Source organism: Phytohabitans aurantiacus (genome assembly GCF_027923225.1).
Lineage (GTDB): Bacteria > Actinomycetota > Actinomycetes > Mycobacteriales > Micromonosporaceae > Phytohabitans > Phytohabitans aurantiacus.
Genome location: NZ_BSDI01000010.1, coordinates 1 through 16,867 on the forward strand (window position 1 = coordinate 1; position 16,867 = coordinate 16,867).

Here is a 16,867-nt window from a genome sequence, read left to right on the forward strand (position 1 = left end):
GCGACGTCGCGGATGGTGGCGGGCACAGCGGCGTCTCCATTCCTGCTCGTGTGGTGGTCGTCACTGGGATCGGCCAATTAATGCAAACGGTTGCTCACGTGTCAACGGGCTTGGATTGCGGCTTCGTTACGACGACCTGCACCGGGAGCGCTCCAACTCAGTACCAAAGGGATTTATCAGGTCACTTTTCCGGAAAGCGTTGACGCGCAGCGGGCACTCGGGAATTCTTCTGCTGCAAACCTTTGCACCTTCTGGAGGAAGCCTCGATGTCGGATCAGCCGGAGCGGCGGCTCCGCTACGCCCTCGTCGGCACCGGTTCGCGCGCTGAGATGTTCGTGCGTTCGATCGTCCGCGACCACGCAGACCAGGCCGAGTTGGTGGCGTTCGCCGACGTCAACCAGGCCCGCATGGACGCGCACAACTCCTGGCTGGAGGAGCTCGGCGCGGACGCGGTGCCGACGTACCAGGCGGGCGAGTTCACCAGCATGCTCGACAAGGAGCGGGTCGACGTCGCGCTGGTGACGAGCGTCGACCGCACCCACGACGAGTACATCGTGGCCGCGCTCAAGTCGGGTCGCGACGTGGTGACCGAGAAGCCGATGACCACCGACGTCCAGCGCTGCCAGCGCATCCTCGACACGGTCGCCGAGACCGGCCGGCACGTCACCGTCGCCTTCAACTACCGCTACAACCCTTTGCACGAGAAAGTGCGTCAGGTGCTCGCCGACGGTGAGATCGGCGAAGTGGGCTCGGTGCACTTCGAGTGGCTGCTGGACGTGCGGCACGGAGCGGACTACTTCCGGCGGTGGCACCGCGACAAGGCCAACTCCGGCGGCCTGATGGTGCACAAGAGCAGCCACCACTTCGACCTCGTCAACTGGTGGCTCGGCGCGGTGCCGGTCGAGGTGTTCGCGTACGGAGGGCTGTTCTTCTACGGCGAGCAGGGGCGCCGGCACGGGTACGCCCGCGACTACGAGCGCGCGCACGGCAGCCCCGAGGCGGCCGGCGATCCGTTCGCGCTGCACCTTGCCGCCAATCCGCACCTGCGGGCGCTCTACCTGGACGCCGAGGCGGAAGATGGGTACCACCGGGACCAGAACGTCTTCGCACCCGGCGTGACTATCGAAGACGACATGGCGGTGCTGGCCAAGTACTCCACCGGCGCCACGATGACCTACCACCTCACCGCGTACGCCCCGTGGGAGGGCTACCGAGTGATGTTCAACGGCAGCAAGGGGCGGCTCGAGCTCGAGGTCGTGGAGAGCGACTTCGTCAGCCCGTACGCCGCCACCGAGTTGAAAGGCGCGGCGCTGCACGGTGTGCAGGCGGCCGTGGAGGAAGGCTGGGCACGGATCACCCTGCGGCCGTTCTGGGCGCAGCCGCGGCAGGTGCCGGTGCCCGGGTACACCCGAGCGGGCCACGGTGGTGCGGACGCCCGCATGACCGCGGTCCTATTTGGGGGCGTGCATGATCCAATGGGTCGCGGCGCTTCCGCTCGGGACGGCGCGCTGGCCCTCCTTACCGGCCTGGCCGCCAACCGTTCGTTCGAGACCGGCCAGCCGGTCAAGGTCGCCGACCTGCTCACCATCCCCTAGGAGCCGTCCGTGTCGCGAGCCGACCTGCTCTTTCCCGCCGAACCCACGCAGCGGGGCATAGCCCGGGAGCTGTACGCCCTCGCCAAGAACCAGCCGATCATCTCCCCGCATGGGCACATAGACCCGGCGATCCTGGCCGAGGACACGCCCTTCCCCGACCCGGCGCAACTGATCATCTGCCCGGATCACTACGTCACGCGGATGCTGCTCAGCCAGGGCGTGTCGCCGGCGTCCCTCGGCGTACCGACCCGCACCGGCGAGCCGTACGAGACCGACGGGCGGACCATCTGGCGCCGGTTCGCCGAGCACTGGTACCTCTTCCGCGGCACGCCGTCCCGGCTGTGGCTGGAGGAGACGTTCGCCAACGTGTTCGGCGTGACGACCCGGCTCAGCCCGGACACCGCCGACGAGGTGTACGACGCGATCGCGGCGAAGCTCGCCGAGCCGGAGTTCCGGCCGCGCGCCCTCTTCGAGCGGTTCAACATCGAGGTACTGGCCACGACCGAGTCCCCATTGGACGATCTGGGCCGGCACGCGAAGCTCGCGGCGGATGGCTGGGGCGGCCCGGGTGGCCGGGTCGTCACCACGTTCCGGCCGGACAACGTGGTCGACATGGAGTTCGACAACTGGGCCGACAACGTGGCCCGCCTTGGCGAGATCACCGGCGACGACACGACGACGTACCACGGATACCTGGCCGCGCTGCGCAGCCGGCGACAGGCGTTCATCGCGGCCGGCGCGACCTCTTCGGACCACGGCCACTTGACCGCTCGCACGGTGCTGCTGGACGAACCGGATGCCGCGAAGCTCTTCGAGAAAGGGCTACGGGGCGAGGCGACGGAGGCCGACGCGGAGACGTTCCGGGGCCACATGCTCGTCGAGTTCGCGAAGATGTCCATCGAGGACGGGCTCGTGATGCAGCTGCACCCGGGTGCGGTGCGCAACCACAACACCTGGCTGTACGACACGCACGGGCGCGACGTCGGCGGTGACATCCCGCGGGCGACCGAGTACGTCTACAACCTGTTGCCGTTGCTGGAGAAGTACGGCAACGACCCGCGCCTGCGCGTGGTGCTGTACACATTGGACGAAGACACGTTCACCCGCGAGCTCGCGCCGCTCGCCGGCGGATACGCCTCGCTCTTCCTCGGCGCGCCCTGGTGGTTCCTGGACTCGCCGGAGGTGTTGCGCCGGTACCGCGAGGCGGTCACCGAGACCGCGGGCTTCTACAACACGGCCGGGTTCGTCGACGACACCCGCGCCTTCTGTTCCATCCCAGTGCGGCACGACGTGTCGCGCCGGATCGACGCCGGTTTCCTCGCCCGACTGGTCGCCGAGCACCGGCTGCCGCTCGACGAGGCGGCCGAGACGATCGTCGACCTCGCCTACCGACTGCCCAAGAGGATCTTCAAACTGTGAGCACAGTCATCACGTCAGTAGACGTCCACGACGTGCGGTTCCCGACGGCGGCCGCCGGCGACGGATCCGACGCGATCAACCGCGGCGACTACTCGGCGACATACGTTTCCCTTCGCACCGACGGCCCGCAGACCGGTGCTGGCTTCACCTTCACCAACGGGCGCGGCAACGAGATCACCTGTGCCGCGGTCCGCGCCTTGGCGCACCACGTCGTCGGACGATCCATTGAGGACATCTTCGCCGAGCCGGTCGCGTTCTGGCGTTCGCTGAGCGCCGACGTCCAGCTCCGGTGGCTCGGGCCGGAAAAGGGCGTCATCCACATGGCCACGGGCGCGATCGTCAACGCGGTGTGGGACCTGCGCGCCAAGCTCGAAGGCAAGCCGTTGTGGCGGCTGCTCGCCGAGATGCCCACGGAAGAACTGGTGCGCAGCATCGACTTCCACCACATCACCGACGCGCTGACGCCCGCCGAGGCGGCCGCGATCCTCGACAAGGGCCTCGTCGGCATCGACGACCGGCTCCACGAGTTGGAGCGCGACGGCTTCCCGTCGTACACCACGTCGGTGGGGTGGCTCGGCTACCCCGACGACAAGGTGCGGGCGCTGACCCGGCAGGCGTACGCCGAGGGCTGGCGGGCCATGAAGATGAAGGTCGGCGGCCCGATCGACGACGACGTCCGCCGCGCCCGGATCATCCGCGAGGAGATCGGGCCGGACGCGTTGCTGATGATGGACGCCAACCAGGTCTGGGACGTCGACGAGGCGATCGCCAACATGGCGCGGCTCGCCGAGTTCGACCCGTACTGGATCGAGGAGCCCACGCACGCCGACGACGTACTCGGGCACGCCCGCATCCAGCAAGCCGTCGCGCCCATCCGGGTGGCGACCGGCGAGGTGGCCGCCAACCGGGTCATCTTCAAGCAGCTGCTGCAGGCCGAGGCGATCGGCGTCATGCAGATCGACGCGTGCCGGGTCGGCGGCGTCAACGAGGTGCTCTCCGAGATCCTGATGGCCGCCAAGTTCGGCGTGCCGATCTGCCCGCACGCGGGTGGCGTTGGCCTCTGCGAGTACGTCCAGCACCTGGCGATCTTCGACTACCTGCGCGTGGGGACCTCGCTCGACGGCCGCATGGTCGAGTACGTCGACCACCTGCACGAGCACTTCGTCGACCCGGTGCGCACCCGCGACGGCCGGTACCTGCTGCCCGAGCAGCCTGGGTACAGCGCCACCATGAAGCCAGAGTCGATCGCCGAGTACTCCTTCCCGGACGGGCCGGTATGGCGACAGTGAGGCTTTCGCTGGGCGGCCTGCGCCAGGTACCGGTGGCGAGCCGGCCCCGGGTGCGCCCGGGTACCGTGCCCGCCGGCATCGTGCACCTCGGGCTGGGCGCGTTCCACCGCGCGCACCAGGCGGTTTACACCGAGGCGGCCATCGCGCTCGCCGGTGGCGACTGGGGCATCGTCGGTGTCGCACCGCGCAGCCTCGACGTGGTGCGCAACCTGACCGAGCAGGACTGCCTCTTCAGTGTCACGTCGCTGAGCGGCAACGGCACGCACAGCGAGGTGGTCGGTGCGTTCGCCGGGGTACGGCACGCGGCCAGCGATCCGGACGCCGTGCTCGACCTGATCGCGTCCCCGACCATCCGGGTCGTGACGCTGACGGTGACCGAGAAGGCGTACCAGATGGACCCGGCCACCGGGCGGCTGAGGCCGGATCCCGCCGTCGCCGCAGATCTGACCGGCGACGGGCCGCCCATGACGGTGCCCGGCCTTCTCGTGCGCGGCCTGATCGCACGAGCGGCCGCCGACGCCGGCCCGATCGCGCTGCTGAGCTGCGACAACCTGCCGTCCAACGGCAAGCGGCTGCACGGCCTCGTGACCCAGGCCCTGGAGTACGGCGGCGCACCCGCCCCGGTGGTGGACTGGGTGCGCGACAACGTCACGTTCCCGGGCTCGATGGTCGACCGGATCGTGCCGGCGACCACCCCGGAGACGCTCGCCACGGTCGAAGCGCTGCTCGGCGTGAGCGACCTGGCGGCGGTGGCGGCCGAGCCGTACCGGGAGTGGGTGATCGAGGACGCGTTCCCCGGCGGGCGGCCGGCGTGGGAGCGCGCCGGTGCGGTGCTGACCGACGACGCCGGGCCCTGGGAGCGGTTGAAGCTGCGCTCGCTCAACGGCGTGCACTCGGCGATCGCCTACCTGGGCGCGCTCGCGGGCCGCGACATGATCGCCGAGGCGCTGGCCATCCCCGGCATGCGGGAGGCGCTGCGGAGGTTCGTCGCCGAGGACGTCGCCGGCAGCTTCCAGCCGCCGGACGGGGTTTCGGTGATCGAGTACGGCGACTCGGTCCTGGAGCGGTTCGCGAACTCGGCGATCCGGCACCGGACCATCCAGGTTGCCATGGACGGCTCGCAGAAGCTGCCGCAACGGGTGCTGCACACCCTCATCGATCGGCGCGCGACCGGTGCGGTGCCGCGTTGGGGCGCCCTGGTGCTCGCCGCGTGGATGCGCTTCGTGCAGGGGCAGGCCGACGACGGCGCCCCGCTGCCGCTCGACGACCCGCTGGCCGAGCGCATCAGGACCGCGCTTTCGGAAGGCAAGGACTCACCGGAGGGCGTGGTCGACGCGCTCTTCGGCCTGACCGAGGTGTTCCCGGCCGAGCTGGTCGGCGACGACGCGATACGGGAGCTGGTGGTCGGCTGGCTCACCGCCCTTGAGCAGCACGGCGTCGAGCAAACCCTCCGAGAGGCCGCACTATGATCTCCTCCCCGGAGGTGTACAACCATGAGTGAGCCACGGGTGGCGCTGGTTGGTGCCAGTGGGCATGGTCTCTGGCATCGCCGGCAGATCGCGCCCATGCAGGAGGCCGGCCGGGTGCGGCTAGCGGGCCTGGTCGACGTGCGCCCGATCGAGGCGGCGCCGGATGCGCCAGTACCCGAGGGCACCGAACTCTTCACCGACCACCGCGAGATGCTGCGGGCCGTGCGGCCCGATGTCGTGGTGATCTGCACGCCGCCGCAGACGCACCTGCCGATCGCCACCGACGCGCTCCGCGCCGGTGCCGACGTGTTGCTGGAGAAGCCGCCGGTGCTCTCGCTCGACGAGCACCGCGCGCTCAGCGACGTGGTCGACGAGACCGGCCGGGCCCTGCAGGTCGGGTTCCAAGCGCTCGGCTCGGCGGCGCTCGCCGAGCTGATGGGCGCGATCGCAGACGGCCGGCTGGGCGTGGTCACCGGTGTCGCGGCGGTCGCCTCCTGGCACCGCGCCGACTCGTACTACCAGCGGTCTCCGTGGGCCGGAAAGCGTACGGTCGACGGGCACCCGTCGCTCGACGGTGCGCTCGCCAACCCGCTGGCGCACGCCTGGATGCAGTGCCTTGCCATCGCCGGGCTGGCGCCGTCCACAGTGGAGCTGGAGCGGTACCGCTGCCGGGACATCGAGGTCGACGACACCGCCTGCCTGCGGATCACGCTGGAGTCGGGCCTGCCGATCCTGGTGGCCGTGACGTTGTGCGGCGAGGAGAAGATCGAGGGCGAGGTCATCGTGTACGGCACCGGCGGTACCGCGGTGCTGGAGTACCCGACCGACCGGCTCCGACTGCCGGGCGACTCCGAGTTCCGCGAGGTCCCCGGTCGCACGAGCCTGCTGGAGAACCTGCTGGCGCACCGGGAGAAGGGTGAGCCGCTGATCGCGCCCCTCGCGCGCACCAAGCCGTTCACCGCGGTGCTCGACGTACTGCACGCCGCGCCACAACCGACCCGCCTGACCGACGACCTGCTCTCCGAAAGTGGCGTCGCGCCAGAACGCTTCTTGACGATCAAGGGGATCAACGCCGTGCTGCGCCAAGCGACGGAGCGGCTCGCGTTGTTCTCCGAACTGGCCGTCCCGTGGGCCGAACAACCGCTCCGGGTCGCCTTGAACGAGGAGGTGACCGGTGCCTGAAAACGCACTGCAAACATTGGCAACTGTCGTTCGGTAAAAATCGGACCCAACACCCACTATCTCGGCATATAGCGGCCGAGCAATTCTTCTTTGCCTGCTTTAGTTGCAACATTTCTGCAAATCGAAGGCATTGACTCTCTTAAGCGTGGATCCGTAGCTTTCTTGTTAAGAACGCGTTAACCGGATCCCGCGCGGAGAGTGCGATGCAACTGAGGCAGTTGGCCGCCGTAGCGGCCGGGCTCGGCATGGTGGCGGCGTTTGCCGCACCGGCCCGCGCCGAAGGCGAAGTGTCCTGGGGAGCACGTCAACTGGGCCGGCAAGTGCTGCCGGCAAACGATGGATGGGCCGCGTCAGGGCCCGGCACAACCGGCGGTTCCACCGCCACCGAGGAAAACGTCTTTGTCGTCGAGAACCGCGCCGAGCTTATCGCCGCGGTCGCCGGCACCACCCCGAAAATCGTGTACGTCAAAGGCACGCTCGACGGCTTCGAAGGGCTGGACGGCGGCTGTGCGGCACTGGCCGACCCGGCCTACTCGCTCGACGCGTACCTCGCCACGTACGACCCGGCGGTCTGGGGACGGGTCAACCCGAGCGGCCCGCTGGAGCAGGCCCGGGTGCGGTCGGTCTCCAACCAGACCGCCTACACACAGGTCAACGTCGGGCCCAACACCACGATCATCGGCATGCGCGGCGCGACCCTGAAGCACCTCACGCTGATGGTCGACCGGGCCAACAACGTCATCGTCCGCAACCTCACCTTCGTCGACGCGCAGGACTGCTTCCCCGCCTGGTCGCCCACCGATGGTGACCTCGGCAACTGGAACTCGCAGTTCGACCTGATGTCGGTGCGGCGCAGCGAGAACGTGTGGGTCGACCACAACACGTTCACCGACGGCGACAACCCCGACAGCGAACAGCCTGTCTACTTCGGACGGCCGTACCAGGTGCACGACGGTGCGCTCGACATCACGCACACCGCGAGCCTCGTGACCGCCTCGTTCAACCGGTTCTCGGCGCGCGACAAGGTGATGCTGATCGGCTCGTCGAACACCGTCGGCCCGGACGTCGGCCGGCTCAACGTCACGCTGCACCACAACGTGTTCGACGGCAGCCTCCAGCGCCTCCCGCGAGTGCGCTTCGGCCAGGTCGACATCTACAACAACTACTACAAGGTCGCCGGCGACGGGTTCTCGTACGCCTGGGGCGTCGGCGTCCAGTCATCGATCTACGCGGAGAACAACTTCTTCGCACTCGGCGCCGACGTGACCGCCGCGGACATCATCTACGACTGGGGTGGCACGGCGATCACGGAGAAGGGGACCTGGGTGCGGTCCGGCAAGAGCCGGCCGGCCGCGGTCGACCTGCTCGACGCGTACAACGCCGAGCACGATCCCGACCTGAGCGCCGATTCAGGCTGGACGCCGACCCTGCGCAACGGTCCCGTCCTGCCCGCACAGTTCGTGTCCATCCTGGTGCCGGTACTGGCCGGCGCCGGGCGGCTCTGCTGAGGAGGTCCGGCAGTGAAACTGAAAGGCGCGATCGCGGCCGTCGCCACCGGGGCACTCGTGGTCATCGCCGCGCCGTACGCGTTCGCGGACACGTTGCTCTCCGACGATTTCGAGGACGGCAACGCAAGCGGCTGGTCCACGTCCGGCGGTACGTGGTCGGTCGTCACGGACGGCACCCGTGCGTACCGCCAGGCGGGCACCAGCAGCGACTCCCGTAGCCTGGTCGGGTCGACGAGCTGGGCCGACTACTCGGTACAGGCACGGGTCAAACCGACCGGCTTCAACGGATCGAGCCGGTTCGCCGGCCTGATCGCACGCGCGCAGAGCAGCAGCAACTACTACGCGCTCGTAATCACCAGCTCCGGTGCCGTTCAGTTGATCAAGCGAGCGGGCGGTAGTCCGATCGTGCTGGGCAGCGGCACCGGAGCTGGCTCGGTCGGCACCTGGACCACGCTTCGCCTCGACGCGGCCGGCAGTTCGCTGCGGGGGTACGTCAACGGGGCGCTCGCGGTCAACGCGACCGATACCGCGTTCGCCAGCGGCCGTCCGGGCATCGCGGCCAGCTACGCCAGCGTCACGGTCGACGACGTCACGGTCGCCACCGGTGTCGGTGAGCCGACCCCCGGACCGACGAGCGGCGGGCCGACCCTGCCACCCACCGAACCGCCGATCGAGCCGGGCGCGCCGCCAAAGGGCTTCGCCTCGGTCAACACGCTCGGGCAGAACGGCACCACGGGCGGTGCCGGCGGACCCACCGTCACGGTGGACACCGCGGCCGAGCTGCTGGCCGCGATCGCGCAGAACGGACCGCTGAACATCCGGGTGAGCGGCATGATCGCGCTGCCCGGCCCGATGCACGACGTGACGTCCGACAAGACGATCGTGGGCGTCGGTGCCGGTTCCGGCATCACCGGTGGCGGCTTCAACGTCGGGGTGCCGATCAGTGACGTCACCACCCCGCCGGCCAACGCCGTGCACAACGTCATCATCCGGAACCTGAACATCCGCGACTTCCCGGACGACGGGATCAACGTGCAGATGTTCTCGCACCACGTGTGGCTCGACCACAACGACATCTCGAACGGCTACGACGGGGCGCTCGACATCAAGCGTGGCTCGTCGTACATCACGGTGTCGTGGAACCACCTCCACAATCACACCAAGACGATGCTGCTCGGGCACGACGACGGCAACGCCGCTCAGGACACCGGAAACCTCAAGGTGACGTACCACAACAACTGGTTCAACCGGACGCCGCAGCGCAACCCGCGGGTCCGCTTCGGCGAGCCGGTGCACGTGTTCAACAACTACTACGTCTACAACACCGACGTCGGCGTGGCCTGCCAGGCGAACGCGGGCTGTGTGGTCGAAGGCAACTACTTCGAGGACGTGGAGGAACCCGTCAGCAACAGCTACGCGGGCCCGGGCGGCCGCTGCGTCGCGCGCAACAACGTGTTCGTCGGCGAATCGGGGCAGCCCGATTGCAGCGGCACGGTGCAGGAGCCGAGCGCCTACTACAGCTACACGGTCGCCGACCCCAACACCATCAAGTCTGTCGTCACGGCGGGAGCTGGTACCGGGAAGCTCAGCTTCTAGGGGCCGTGCACGCGAGATGTGACCGCGGGCGGTGGGCAGACACCGCCCGCGGGCACCACACCCGGTCGGGGACGGGGCACGGGCGGCTACAGCCCGGGCCTCCCGCGTCCCGCCCCGGCCGGTCCTGCTCTTTGCGGTTCCCACACAGAAAAGGGCGGGCCCAACCGGGCCCGCCCTTTTCGTAGCTTGTATCAGAGGCGCTGGCCGGTCGCGGCGTGGAACGCGTGGTAGTGGTCGGTGCGCGGCTTCACGAATACGGTGTCACCCATGTTCGGCATGGTCCGCCGGTCGGTGCGCACCACGAACCGCTCCGAGCCGCCGTCGAGCGCGGCGTGGCCGTACACGTTGGCGTCCGAGCCCAGGTCTTCGACCAGCTCGACGACCACGGGCAGGCCGCCCTCGGTGGCGCCGACCAGGTCGCAGTCTTCCGGACGGAAGCCAACCGTGATCTTGCCGTCGCCGCCGTTGGCCTGCGCGGCCGCGACCTGCTCGCGGCCCAGCGGCACGATCATCTCGGCGAAGACGGCACCCTGCTCGGTGAGCGGGACGGTCTTGATGTTCATCGCGGGCGAGCCGATGAAGCCGGCCACGAAGACGTTGCCCGGCTTGTCGTACAGCTCACGCGGGGTGTCGACCTGCTGAAGCACGCCGTCGAGCAGGACCGCCACGCGGTGGCCCATCGTCATGGCCTCGACCTGGTCGTGGGTCACGTAGACGGTGGTGATGCCGAGCTTGGCCTGCAGCGTGGCGATCTGCGTGCGGGTCTGCACACGGAGCTTCGCGTCGAGGTTCGACAGCGGCTCGTCCATGAGGAAGACCTGCGGCTCACGGACGATCGCGCGGCCCATCGCGACACGCTGGCGCTGGCCACCGGAGAGGGCCTTGGGCTTGCGGCCGAGGTACTCCTCGAGCTGGAGCAGCGCCGCCGCCTCCTTGACCCGCCGGTCGATCTCCGACTTGGGGGTCTTGCGGAGCTTGAGCGCGAACGCCATGTTCTCGTACACCGTCATGTGCGGGTACAGGGCGTAGTTCTGGAAGACCATCGCGATGTCGCGGGCCTTGGGCGGCAGGTGCGTGACGTCGCGGCTGTCGATGTAGATCGAGCCCTCGTCGACGTCTTCGAGACCAGCGAGCATCCGCAGGCTGGTGGACTTGCCACAACCGGAGGGGCCGACCAGAACGAGGAACTCGCCGTCGCCGATCTCCAGATCCAGGTGGTCAACCGCGGGACGTTCGGTGCCCGCGTAGATCCGGGTCGCCTTGGAGTACGTGACCGTAGCCATGGTGGAGCGCTTCCTTTCACCGGCAGGAACGTGCCGGACGATCCGAGTGAAGGAGCGACCGGCGCGGAATGGCGCCGGCCAGCGGGTGCACCTAGGTGTCATCCGCGTCACGCAACGGTAAACGGTTTCCGGCTGCGTGCCAAGGTGCGACGTGGTTTCTGGGACCGCCCGGTGCGGATCATTCGGGCATCCGGGCATGGCTGGGCACGAACGCCCCGCGCGTCGATGAGACACCGATCACCGGCGATGCCAGTCTGTCGTTATGCTGGCGACGAGCAAGCCCCTGTAGCTCAGTTGGCCAGAGCTTCCGCCTTGTAAGCGGAGGGTCGCCGGTTCGAGTCCGGCCGGGGGCTCCAACACTCCTCTACCTGCGGAAACGTCCGTGAGCGTCCCGGACAAGGGGATGCAACGAGGCTCATGGAGTATCCGCTTAGCGCACATCGCCCGATGCCGCCCACCGTCCTCTCCGGGGGACGGTGATCCACATGCCACCGCTACACCCGAAGCAGCGCAGGCCCAACGCGGGACGCTTCCAGCCGCTCATCAACAGCTTCGCCCTGGCCTTGCGCGCCGTCGGCCGCAGCGAACGCACCGTCTTCACTTACACGGACGCCGCCGTCCTGTACGCAGGCTGGCTCCTACGCGAACACCCGCACCTCAACGGCTGGGAAGACGCCGGCCGCGACCACCTCCGTGGTTTCCTCGTGTGGATCCAAAACGGCGGCGACCCGTGCCCCCACTGGTTCGCGCCAGAGACCCGGCACGGTGACGCACCGGCATGGCGAATGGCCGAGGAACGACAGCCCTGCACCGGGTACGGCAAGGCATACGTCAACCAGCTCGCCCGGTCGCTCCAGCAGTTCGGGCACTTCCTCAGCGAGGAAGAGGACATGCCCGAGATGTTCGACCGCCGAGTCAAGGTCCCACCGGCCCCCAAGATGACCGAGAACCCCGTGCCCGTCCTGACGCCCACCCAACTGGCCACGCTCATCAAGGACGCCGAGAGCAAGAGAGACTTCCCGCATCGGCGCGACGCCGCGATCCTGCACCTATTCCGCGCCACCGGATGCCGCCTGGCCGAGATCGTGGGCATGAGCCTGGACCACGTTGACCTCAGCGACCGGTCCGCGCTGGTAACCGGCAAGGCCGACAAGACGCGGCGGGTCCGCTTCGACCATGCCTGTGCGCGGGCGATCGACCGGTACCTCCGTGTCCGTCCGCGCCATCCGGCGCAGCACCTGCCGGCCCTGTGGCTGGGTGTGCGCCGGCGGCAGGCCATGACCATCTCCGGCTTGTATCAGCTGGTCGAGCGGCGCGGCGCGCGGCTCGGGATCAAGATCCACCCACACATGTTCCGCCACGGCTTTGCCGACGCCTGGATCGACAACGGTGGCACCGAGGGCGACCTCATGGAGCTCATGGGCTGGGACAGCACGCAGATGCTCCAGCGGTACGGCCGCGCGGTCCGAGCCCGCCGCGCGGCGCGCGCGTACGACCGGGTCATGGGCGGATGACGCAGCAGACCGGCAACCGTAAAGGGCTGCCGGTCTGCGCTGGAGCGTCTAAACCGAGTGAAGCGGACGCGTTGCCGATCCGTTCGTTGCGTGGGTTTCTGGCGCCTTGCCGGTGGAGCCGTGAAGCCAGCCGCGGTCGTACCCACGGGTCTCGGCCTGGTTCAGTGCGACCGACATCGAGGACAGGATCTGTGCGAGCTGCTCCTCGGTGGCCTTGAGGCGTGCCTCGTCGGCCAGCATTCGTGCGGCGAACGCGTCGACCAGGGCGTCGACGCGTTCGTCCTCGCGCTGCTGGGCGACCTGCTGTCGTTCTTCGGCGCGGTCGTCGAGCCAGTGCGCGACGCTGTCGATCAGCCAGGCCAGGCCGCCGACGATGAAGAGCACTGCGCAGAGGCCGATCAGGGCGCCGTGCTCTTGGTAGCCGAGCTGGGCCTTGCTGGCGCCGGTCCAGTAGAAGGCGTCGGCCATCAGCATGGCGCAGGTGACGACGCTGCCGCCGATAGTGCAGATGAGTGCGGTGGTGCGAGCGGTGGCTGGTGGAGTGGCTGGTGCGGGGTGCTTGGTTTCTGGCACGTCGTCGGTTCCCTCCGTGGTTTTCGGCGAGTCCCGCCCCTCGCCGAGTCCTCCTATGTGTGCGCTCCCACCGGCTGTGTTGCCGACCCCGCCGGTCGGATCATGGGAAGCGAAGCACCTATGATTCCGATCACTGAAGGCCGCGCGCTAGACACGGAGAGTTGACCCCACGTCACCCGAACAGGCGCATCGCTGATCGGCCGTTAAGCCCGATCAGGACACCAAGGTCGAGAACACCCATGAATAGCCGTGACCAGCGAAAGAACGTCCTCGGGCTGATGGTCCACTCAGCATGACCAAAAGGTCAGACCGGCCGTGCAATCACCCGATCAGGTGACGGGAATCCGTCACTCTGCGTGCGGCTGCAGCTTGGCCTCAACCACCGAGCGCCGCACCTGGATGACCCCACGGGACGACAGCGGCTTGAGTCGCCAGCCCTCGCCCTCAGCGCCGAACTCGCGCTCGCGCGCCGCTGGGTCGTTCAGGATGCGCAGCATCGTCGACCGGTGCACCCCGAGCAGGTCGGCCGCTCGTGGCCCGGTGATCCACTCGTCGTTGCTCACGCACACCCCGACGTCATGCACCGGATGATCCCACGTCCGCTGCACCTGCTCCAAGCGACTCGATAGCGCAAATTGCTTCATCCGACGCAACGGCTTCAGTTGCATCATTCGCTTCAGTCGCGTCACACTGTCCGGCATGACCTTCACCCGCCGCCTCGTGCTCATCACCAGCGCGGTCTTCGCCCTCTTCGCGATCGTCTGGGTCGCCGGCGTCGCCCTCGCCCCTGGCCCCATCCCCTGGGGCGTCGCCGCTGTCGGCGTCATCGCCCCCGTCGGCGCCGCCGTCACGCTGCTGCTCAACCTCCGCGCCGACCAGCTCCGGGCCTTCCGTCCCCGTCGACGGCGGGCTCGCGCGGCCGCCGGCTTGGAGGCACCGCGATGAGCACCGACACCCTCCTACCCCAGGCCCGCCGGCTCGTCGCCGAGCTGGGTGAGCTGCCCGCCCGCAACCGGCTGATGTCCGAGTTCAAGATCTCCGGCCCCCGGGCTACCGGCCTGCGCGACGAGCTGATCCGCGAGGACACGCGCGCCCAGCTCGCCACCCCGGGCCCCGCCGCGGCAAGGCCCCGCCGGCGTCGCCCCGGTGCCCACCTGGCGTGGGCATCCCGTCGGCTCCGGCAGGTGGGCACCGACCCTGCGCCGCCGCCGGTTCACGTGACCGTGACGGCGCCAGCTCCGCAGCCTCGTCGCCGGCTCGCGGGTGCCCACCGTGCCCTCGCGTCGCGGAGGCTGCGCGAGGTGGGCACTAAGGCCACCGTGTCGGTACCGCCGGCCGCTCCGGAACCGATCACGCCACCGCAGGCCACTGTGGACGTGCCCACCCCAGACCCGGCACCCATCGCACCCGCCGACGGTGGGCACCAGCCGCCCGACCGCGCCGCCCGTCCGGTGCGCGCCTGGCCGGTCCTGGTGCTCGCCCTACCCGCCTCCATCGCCATCTGGGCCGGCTGGGTCGGCATCGGCCGTCTGACCGGCTTCGGCGTCGTCAACCTGCTGCCCGGCATCGCACCCGAGGGCGGCTGGGCCACCATCGACACGGCCATCACGCTGCCCATCGGAATGGAGGCGTACGCCGCGTACGCGTTGCGGGTCTGGCTGAGCGGCCAGGTACCTGCCCGGGCGCGTCGGTTCGCACGCTGGTCGGCCATCGGCGCACTCGCGCTCGGCGCGGCCGGACAGGTCGCCTACCACCTGATGGTCGCCGCCGGCGTCACCGCAGCGCCGTGGCAGATCACCACCGCGCTCTCCTGCATCCCGGTCGCCGTCCTCGGCATGGGGGCAGCGCTCTACCACCTCATCCGCACCGAGGAGAAGTGATGGCCGCACGCCGGTACCGCATCCGCGCCCACGACCCGCGAGGCGCTGAGATCCACACAAACCGCGAGTTCGCAGCGGTCCTGGACCTGGACGGCCGCGGCGCCCGCGAGGCAGGCGCCCACCTCGACGACCTGGCCGTCATCCTCGCGCGGGCGGACGGGGCACGCGGTGAGGAGATCGCCGGTTACTACCTGGCGGTGCACGAGGTGGAGACGGGCGCGCTGATCTGCCACTGGCCGGCCATGATCGAAGGGGAACCGTGGACCAGCCGATGAGCCCGACCGGCGTCGCCGTCCTGTTGTTGTTGGCCTTGGTCGTCGACTACATGAGCGTCGGCCCGAACTCGCTCCGGGACAGGCTGGCGTTCTTCATGGCCTTGCCAGCAATCCGGCAGGGCTTCGACGGCTCTCCCCTCGACCAGTGGACCGTCAGCGCGCTCTCCGGCGTCATCGACGAACTGCTCGCGGCGAGCGGCGGCGCCTACATCGCCGGCGCCACCACGTCTGTTGTGCTCGGCGCCGGGATCGGGGTGCTCGCGATCTACACGGTTGGCTGCCTACTCCCGGTACGCATGTCCAAGCGGCTCGGGCGGTTCGCGTCGCTGTCCTTTCCCACATCCGGCATCTACCGCCTCAACCTGCCGCTCTGGGCGTGCGCCACCCTGCTTGGACTGATGGCCGAGCTACCCGGCGGCGCCGTCGGCTCGCTACTACTCGCCGCCATCGACTTCGTCACCGGCTGGGTCAGCTTGATCCCGGCCTGGCTCTTTGGAGTGTCATGACCATCCTTGCCGCATCCGAGCAACCGGCCGGCTGGGGCCGCTTCGTCGGCCTCCTCGTCGCCCTCGGGATCTTCATGGCCGGCGTCCGCCTGCAACGCTGGTGGGTCGCGTCCGGCCGATCCCTCCCCTCCCCCAGGGGACAGGGGTCACGCGTCGGCAGGGTCAACCCGCAGGTCAGCAAGGGTTCTGACCCCACTGACCCCTCCGATGACCCTACGGCGGAAGAGGACGTGGCCGAGTACGACTGGGGCAGCGTCTCCGGCCGCGGCAACAAGGTCGAGGTCGTGCTCCGCCGCGCCGGCGAGCCAGCCCCGTCGGGCCAGGATCTTGACGGCTGGGTCGCCCAGCAGCTCGGCAAGCTGCGCCCGGCAGAGATTATCCGCGAGGCGCGGCGACGATTCGGTGCAAGCGAGTCCACGGTCAAACGGCGTATGCGCCGGGCGCGCGGTCGCCGCTAGGGCAGCTCGTCGGGCACGTAAAGCCCACGGCCCTGCGAGCTGACCACCCAGCCCCGATCAACCAACAGCGCGACGGCACGCTGCATCGTGCTCACCGACACCGAGTACAGCTCGGCGAGCTGGGGGTACGTGGGCAGCTTGGCACCCGGCTGGTACTCCCCGGTGTCGATGCGCTCCTGAAGGTCCGCGGCTATGTCGCGGTACCCCATCGGTATGGGCATGGTGGTGGATCTCCCTGGCTGACCCGGAGATCCGACCATGCCCACTGTGGGCACATCAAGCACTATGTGTTCTCTGGTCACACTGTGACCAGAGTCGCT

Annotated in this window: 17 protein-coding genes and 1 tRNA gene; 14 read left to right on the forward strand and 4 right to left on the reverse strand. The window is 69.0% G+C overall.

From position 1 onward, the window contains the following. Positions 1 to 266: 266 nt before the first annotated feature. From QMG73_RS13030 to QMG73_RS13060, 7 genes are all read left to right on the forward strand, one after another. On the forward strand, positions 267 to 1,595 hold the full coding sequence (locus QMG73_RS13030) for a Gfo/Idh/MocA family protein (RefSeq protein ID WP_281895080.1): 1,329 nt from the start codon (positions 267 to 269) through the stop codon (positions 1,593 to 1,595). 9 nt (positions 1,596 to 1,604) lie between these two features. Further along, positions 1,605 to 3,014, forward strand: a complete 1,410-nt coding sequence (gene uxaC / locus QMG73_RS13035; protein WP_281895081.1) for a glucuronate isomerase — start codon at positions 1,605 to 1,607, stop codon at positions 3,012 to 3,014. Then, entirely contained in the window at positions 3,011 to 4,303 is a 1,293-nt protein-coding gene (locus QMG73_RS13040; RefSeq protein WP_281895084.1) for an enolase C-terminal domain-like protein, read from the forward strand. The genes uxaC and QMG73_RS13040 overlap by 4 nt, the downstream gene beginning before the upstream one ends. After that, complete coding sequence (locus QMG73_RS13045) at positions 4,291 to 5,772, forward strand: mannitol dehydrogenase family protein (protein WP_407676790.1); 1,482 nt, start codon at positions 4,291 to 4,293, stop codon at positions 5,770 to 5,772. Before QMG73_RS13040 ends, QMG73_RS13045 begins: the two co-directional genes overlap by 13 nt. A 24-nt stretch (positions 5,773 to 5,796) precedes the next feature. After that, entirely contained in the window at positions 5,797 to 6,954 is a 1,158-nt protein-coding gene (locus tag QMG73_RS13050) for a Gfo/Idh/MocA family protein (protein WP_281895087.1), read from the forward strand. Positions 6,955 to 7,157: 203 nt separating this feature from the next. After that, a complete protein-coding gene (locus tag QMG73_RS13055; protein ID WP_281895088.1) occupies positions 7,158 to 8,462 on the forward strand; it encodes a pectate lyase family protein in 1,305 nt (434 codons plus the stop codon). 12 nt (positions 8,463 to 8,474) lie between these two features. Continuing rightward, a complete protein-coding gene (locus QMG73_RS13060; protein WP_281895090.1) occupies positions 8,475 to 10,058 on the forward strand; it encodes a pectate lyase family protein in 1,584 nt (527 codons plus the stop codon). Positions 10,059 to 10,249: 191 nt separating this feature from the next. On the opposite strand, the gene QMG73_RS13065 is transcribed toward QMG73_RS13060, so the two are convergent. Beyond that, the gene (locus QMG73_RS13065; protein ID WP_281895092.1) at positions 10,250 to 11,341 is read right to left on the reverse strand and encodes an ABC transporter ATP-binding protein; all 1,092 of its coding nucleotides are present in this window, start codon (positions 11,339 to 11,341) and stop codon (positions 10,250 to 10,252) included. A gap of 279 nt (positions 11,342 to 11,620) precedes the next feature. Between QMG73_RS13065 and QMG73_RS13070 the strand changes: the two genes are divergently transcribed. Together QMG73_RS13070 and QMG73_RS13075 are read left to right on the forward strand one after the other, a co-directional pair. Beyond that, positions 11,621 to 11,697 (forward strand) — tRNA-Thr (locus QMG73_RS13070). A gap of 129 nt (positions 11,698 to 11,826) precedes the next feature. Further along, a complete protein-coding gene (locus tag QMG73_RS13075) occupies positions 11,827 to 12,855 on the forward strand; it encodes a tyrosine-type recombinase/integrase (protein WP_281895093.1) in 1,029 nt (342 codons plus the stop codon). Positions 12,856 to 12,903: 48 nt separating this feature from the next. On the opposite strand, the gene QMG73_RS13080 is transcribed toward QMG73_RS13075, so the two are convergent. Further along, positions 12,904 to 13,329: a hypothetical protein gene (locus QMG73_RS13080; RefSeq protein ID WP_281895095.1), complete on the reverse strand. Its 426-nt coding sequence runs from the start codon at positions 13,327 to 13,329 to the stop codon at positions 12,904 to 12,906. Between the two features lie 446 nt (positions 13,330 to 13,775). Continuing rightward, complete coding sequence (locus QMG73_RS13085) at positions 13,776 to 14,129, reverse strand: hypothetical protein (protein WP_281895097.1); 354 nt, start codon at positions 14,127 to 14,129, stop codon at positions 13,776 to 13,778. Between QMG73_RS13085 and QMG73_RS13090 the strand changes: the two genes are divergently transcribed. Genes QMG73_RS13090 through QMG73_RS13110 form a run of 5 tightly spaced genes read left to right on the forward strand, consistent with a single transcriptional unit; the run spans position 14,128 to position 16,547 of the window. Further along, positions 14,128 to 14,373: a hypothetical protein gene (locus QMG73_RS13090; RefSeq protein ID WP_281895098.1), complete on the forward strand. Its 246-nt coding sequence runs from the start codon at positions 14,128 to 14,130 to the stop codon at positions 14,371 to 14,373. The two genes, QMG73_RS13085 and QMG73_RS13090, sit on opposite strands and share 2 nt — an antisense overlap. Next, on the forward strand, positions 14,370 to 15,308 hold the full coding sequence (locus tag QMG73_RS13095) for an ABC transporter permease (RefSeq protein ID WP_281895101.1): 939 nt from the start codon (positions 14,370 to 14,372) through the stop codon (positions 15,306 to 15,308). The genes QMG73_RS13090 and QMG73_RS13095 overlap by 4 nt, the downstream gene beginning before the upstream one ends. Continuing rightward, positions 15,308 to 15,583, forward strand: a complete 276-nt coding sequence (locus QMG73_RS13100) for a hypothetical protein (RefSeq protein WP_281895103.1) — start codon at positions 15,308 to 15,310, stop codon at positions 15,581 to 15,583. Before QMG73_RS13095 ends, QMG73_RS13100 begins: the two co-directional genes overlap by 1 nt. Further along, positions 15,568 to 16,089, forward strand: a complete 522-nt coding sequence (locus tag QMG73_RS13105; protein WP_281895106.1) for a hypothetical protein — start codon at positions 15,568 to 15,570, stop codon at positions 16,087 to 16,089. The genes QMG73_RS13100 and QMG73_RS13105 overlap by 16 nt, the downstream gene beginning before the upstream one ends. Next, a complete protein-coding gene (locus tag QMG73_RS13110; RefSeq protein ID WP_281895108.1) occupies positions 16,086 to 16,547 on the forward strand; it encodes a hypothetical protein in 462 nt (153 codons plus the stop codon). Before QMG73_RS13105 ends, QMG73_RS13110 begins: the two co-directional genes overlap by 4 nt. Here the strand turns inward: QMG73_RS13110 and QMG73_RS13115 are convergent. After that, a complete protein-coding gene (locus QMG73_RS13115; protein ID WP_281895110.1) occupies positions 16,544 to 16,768 on the reverse strand; it encodes a GntR family transcriptional regulator in 225 nt (74 codons plus the stop codon). The genes QMG73_RS13110 and QMG73_RS13115 overlap by 4 nt on opposite strands. Positions 16,769 to 16,867: the final 99 nt, after the last annotated feature.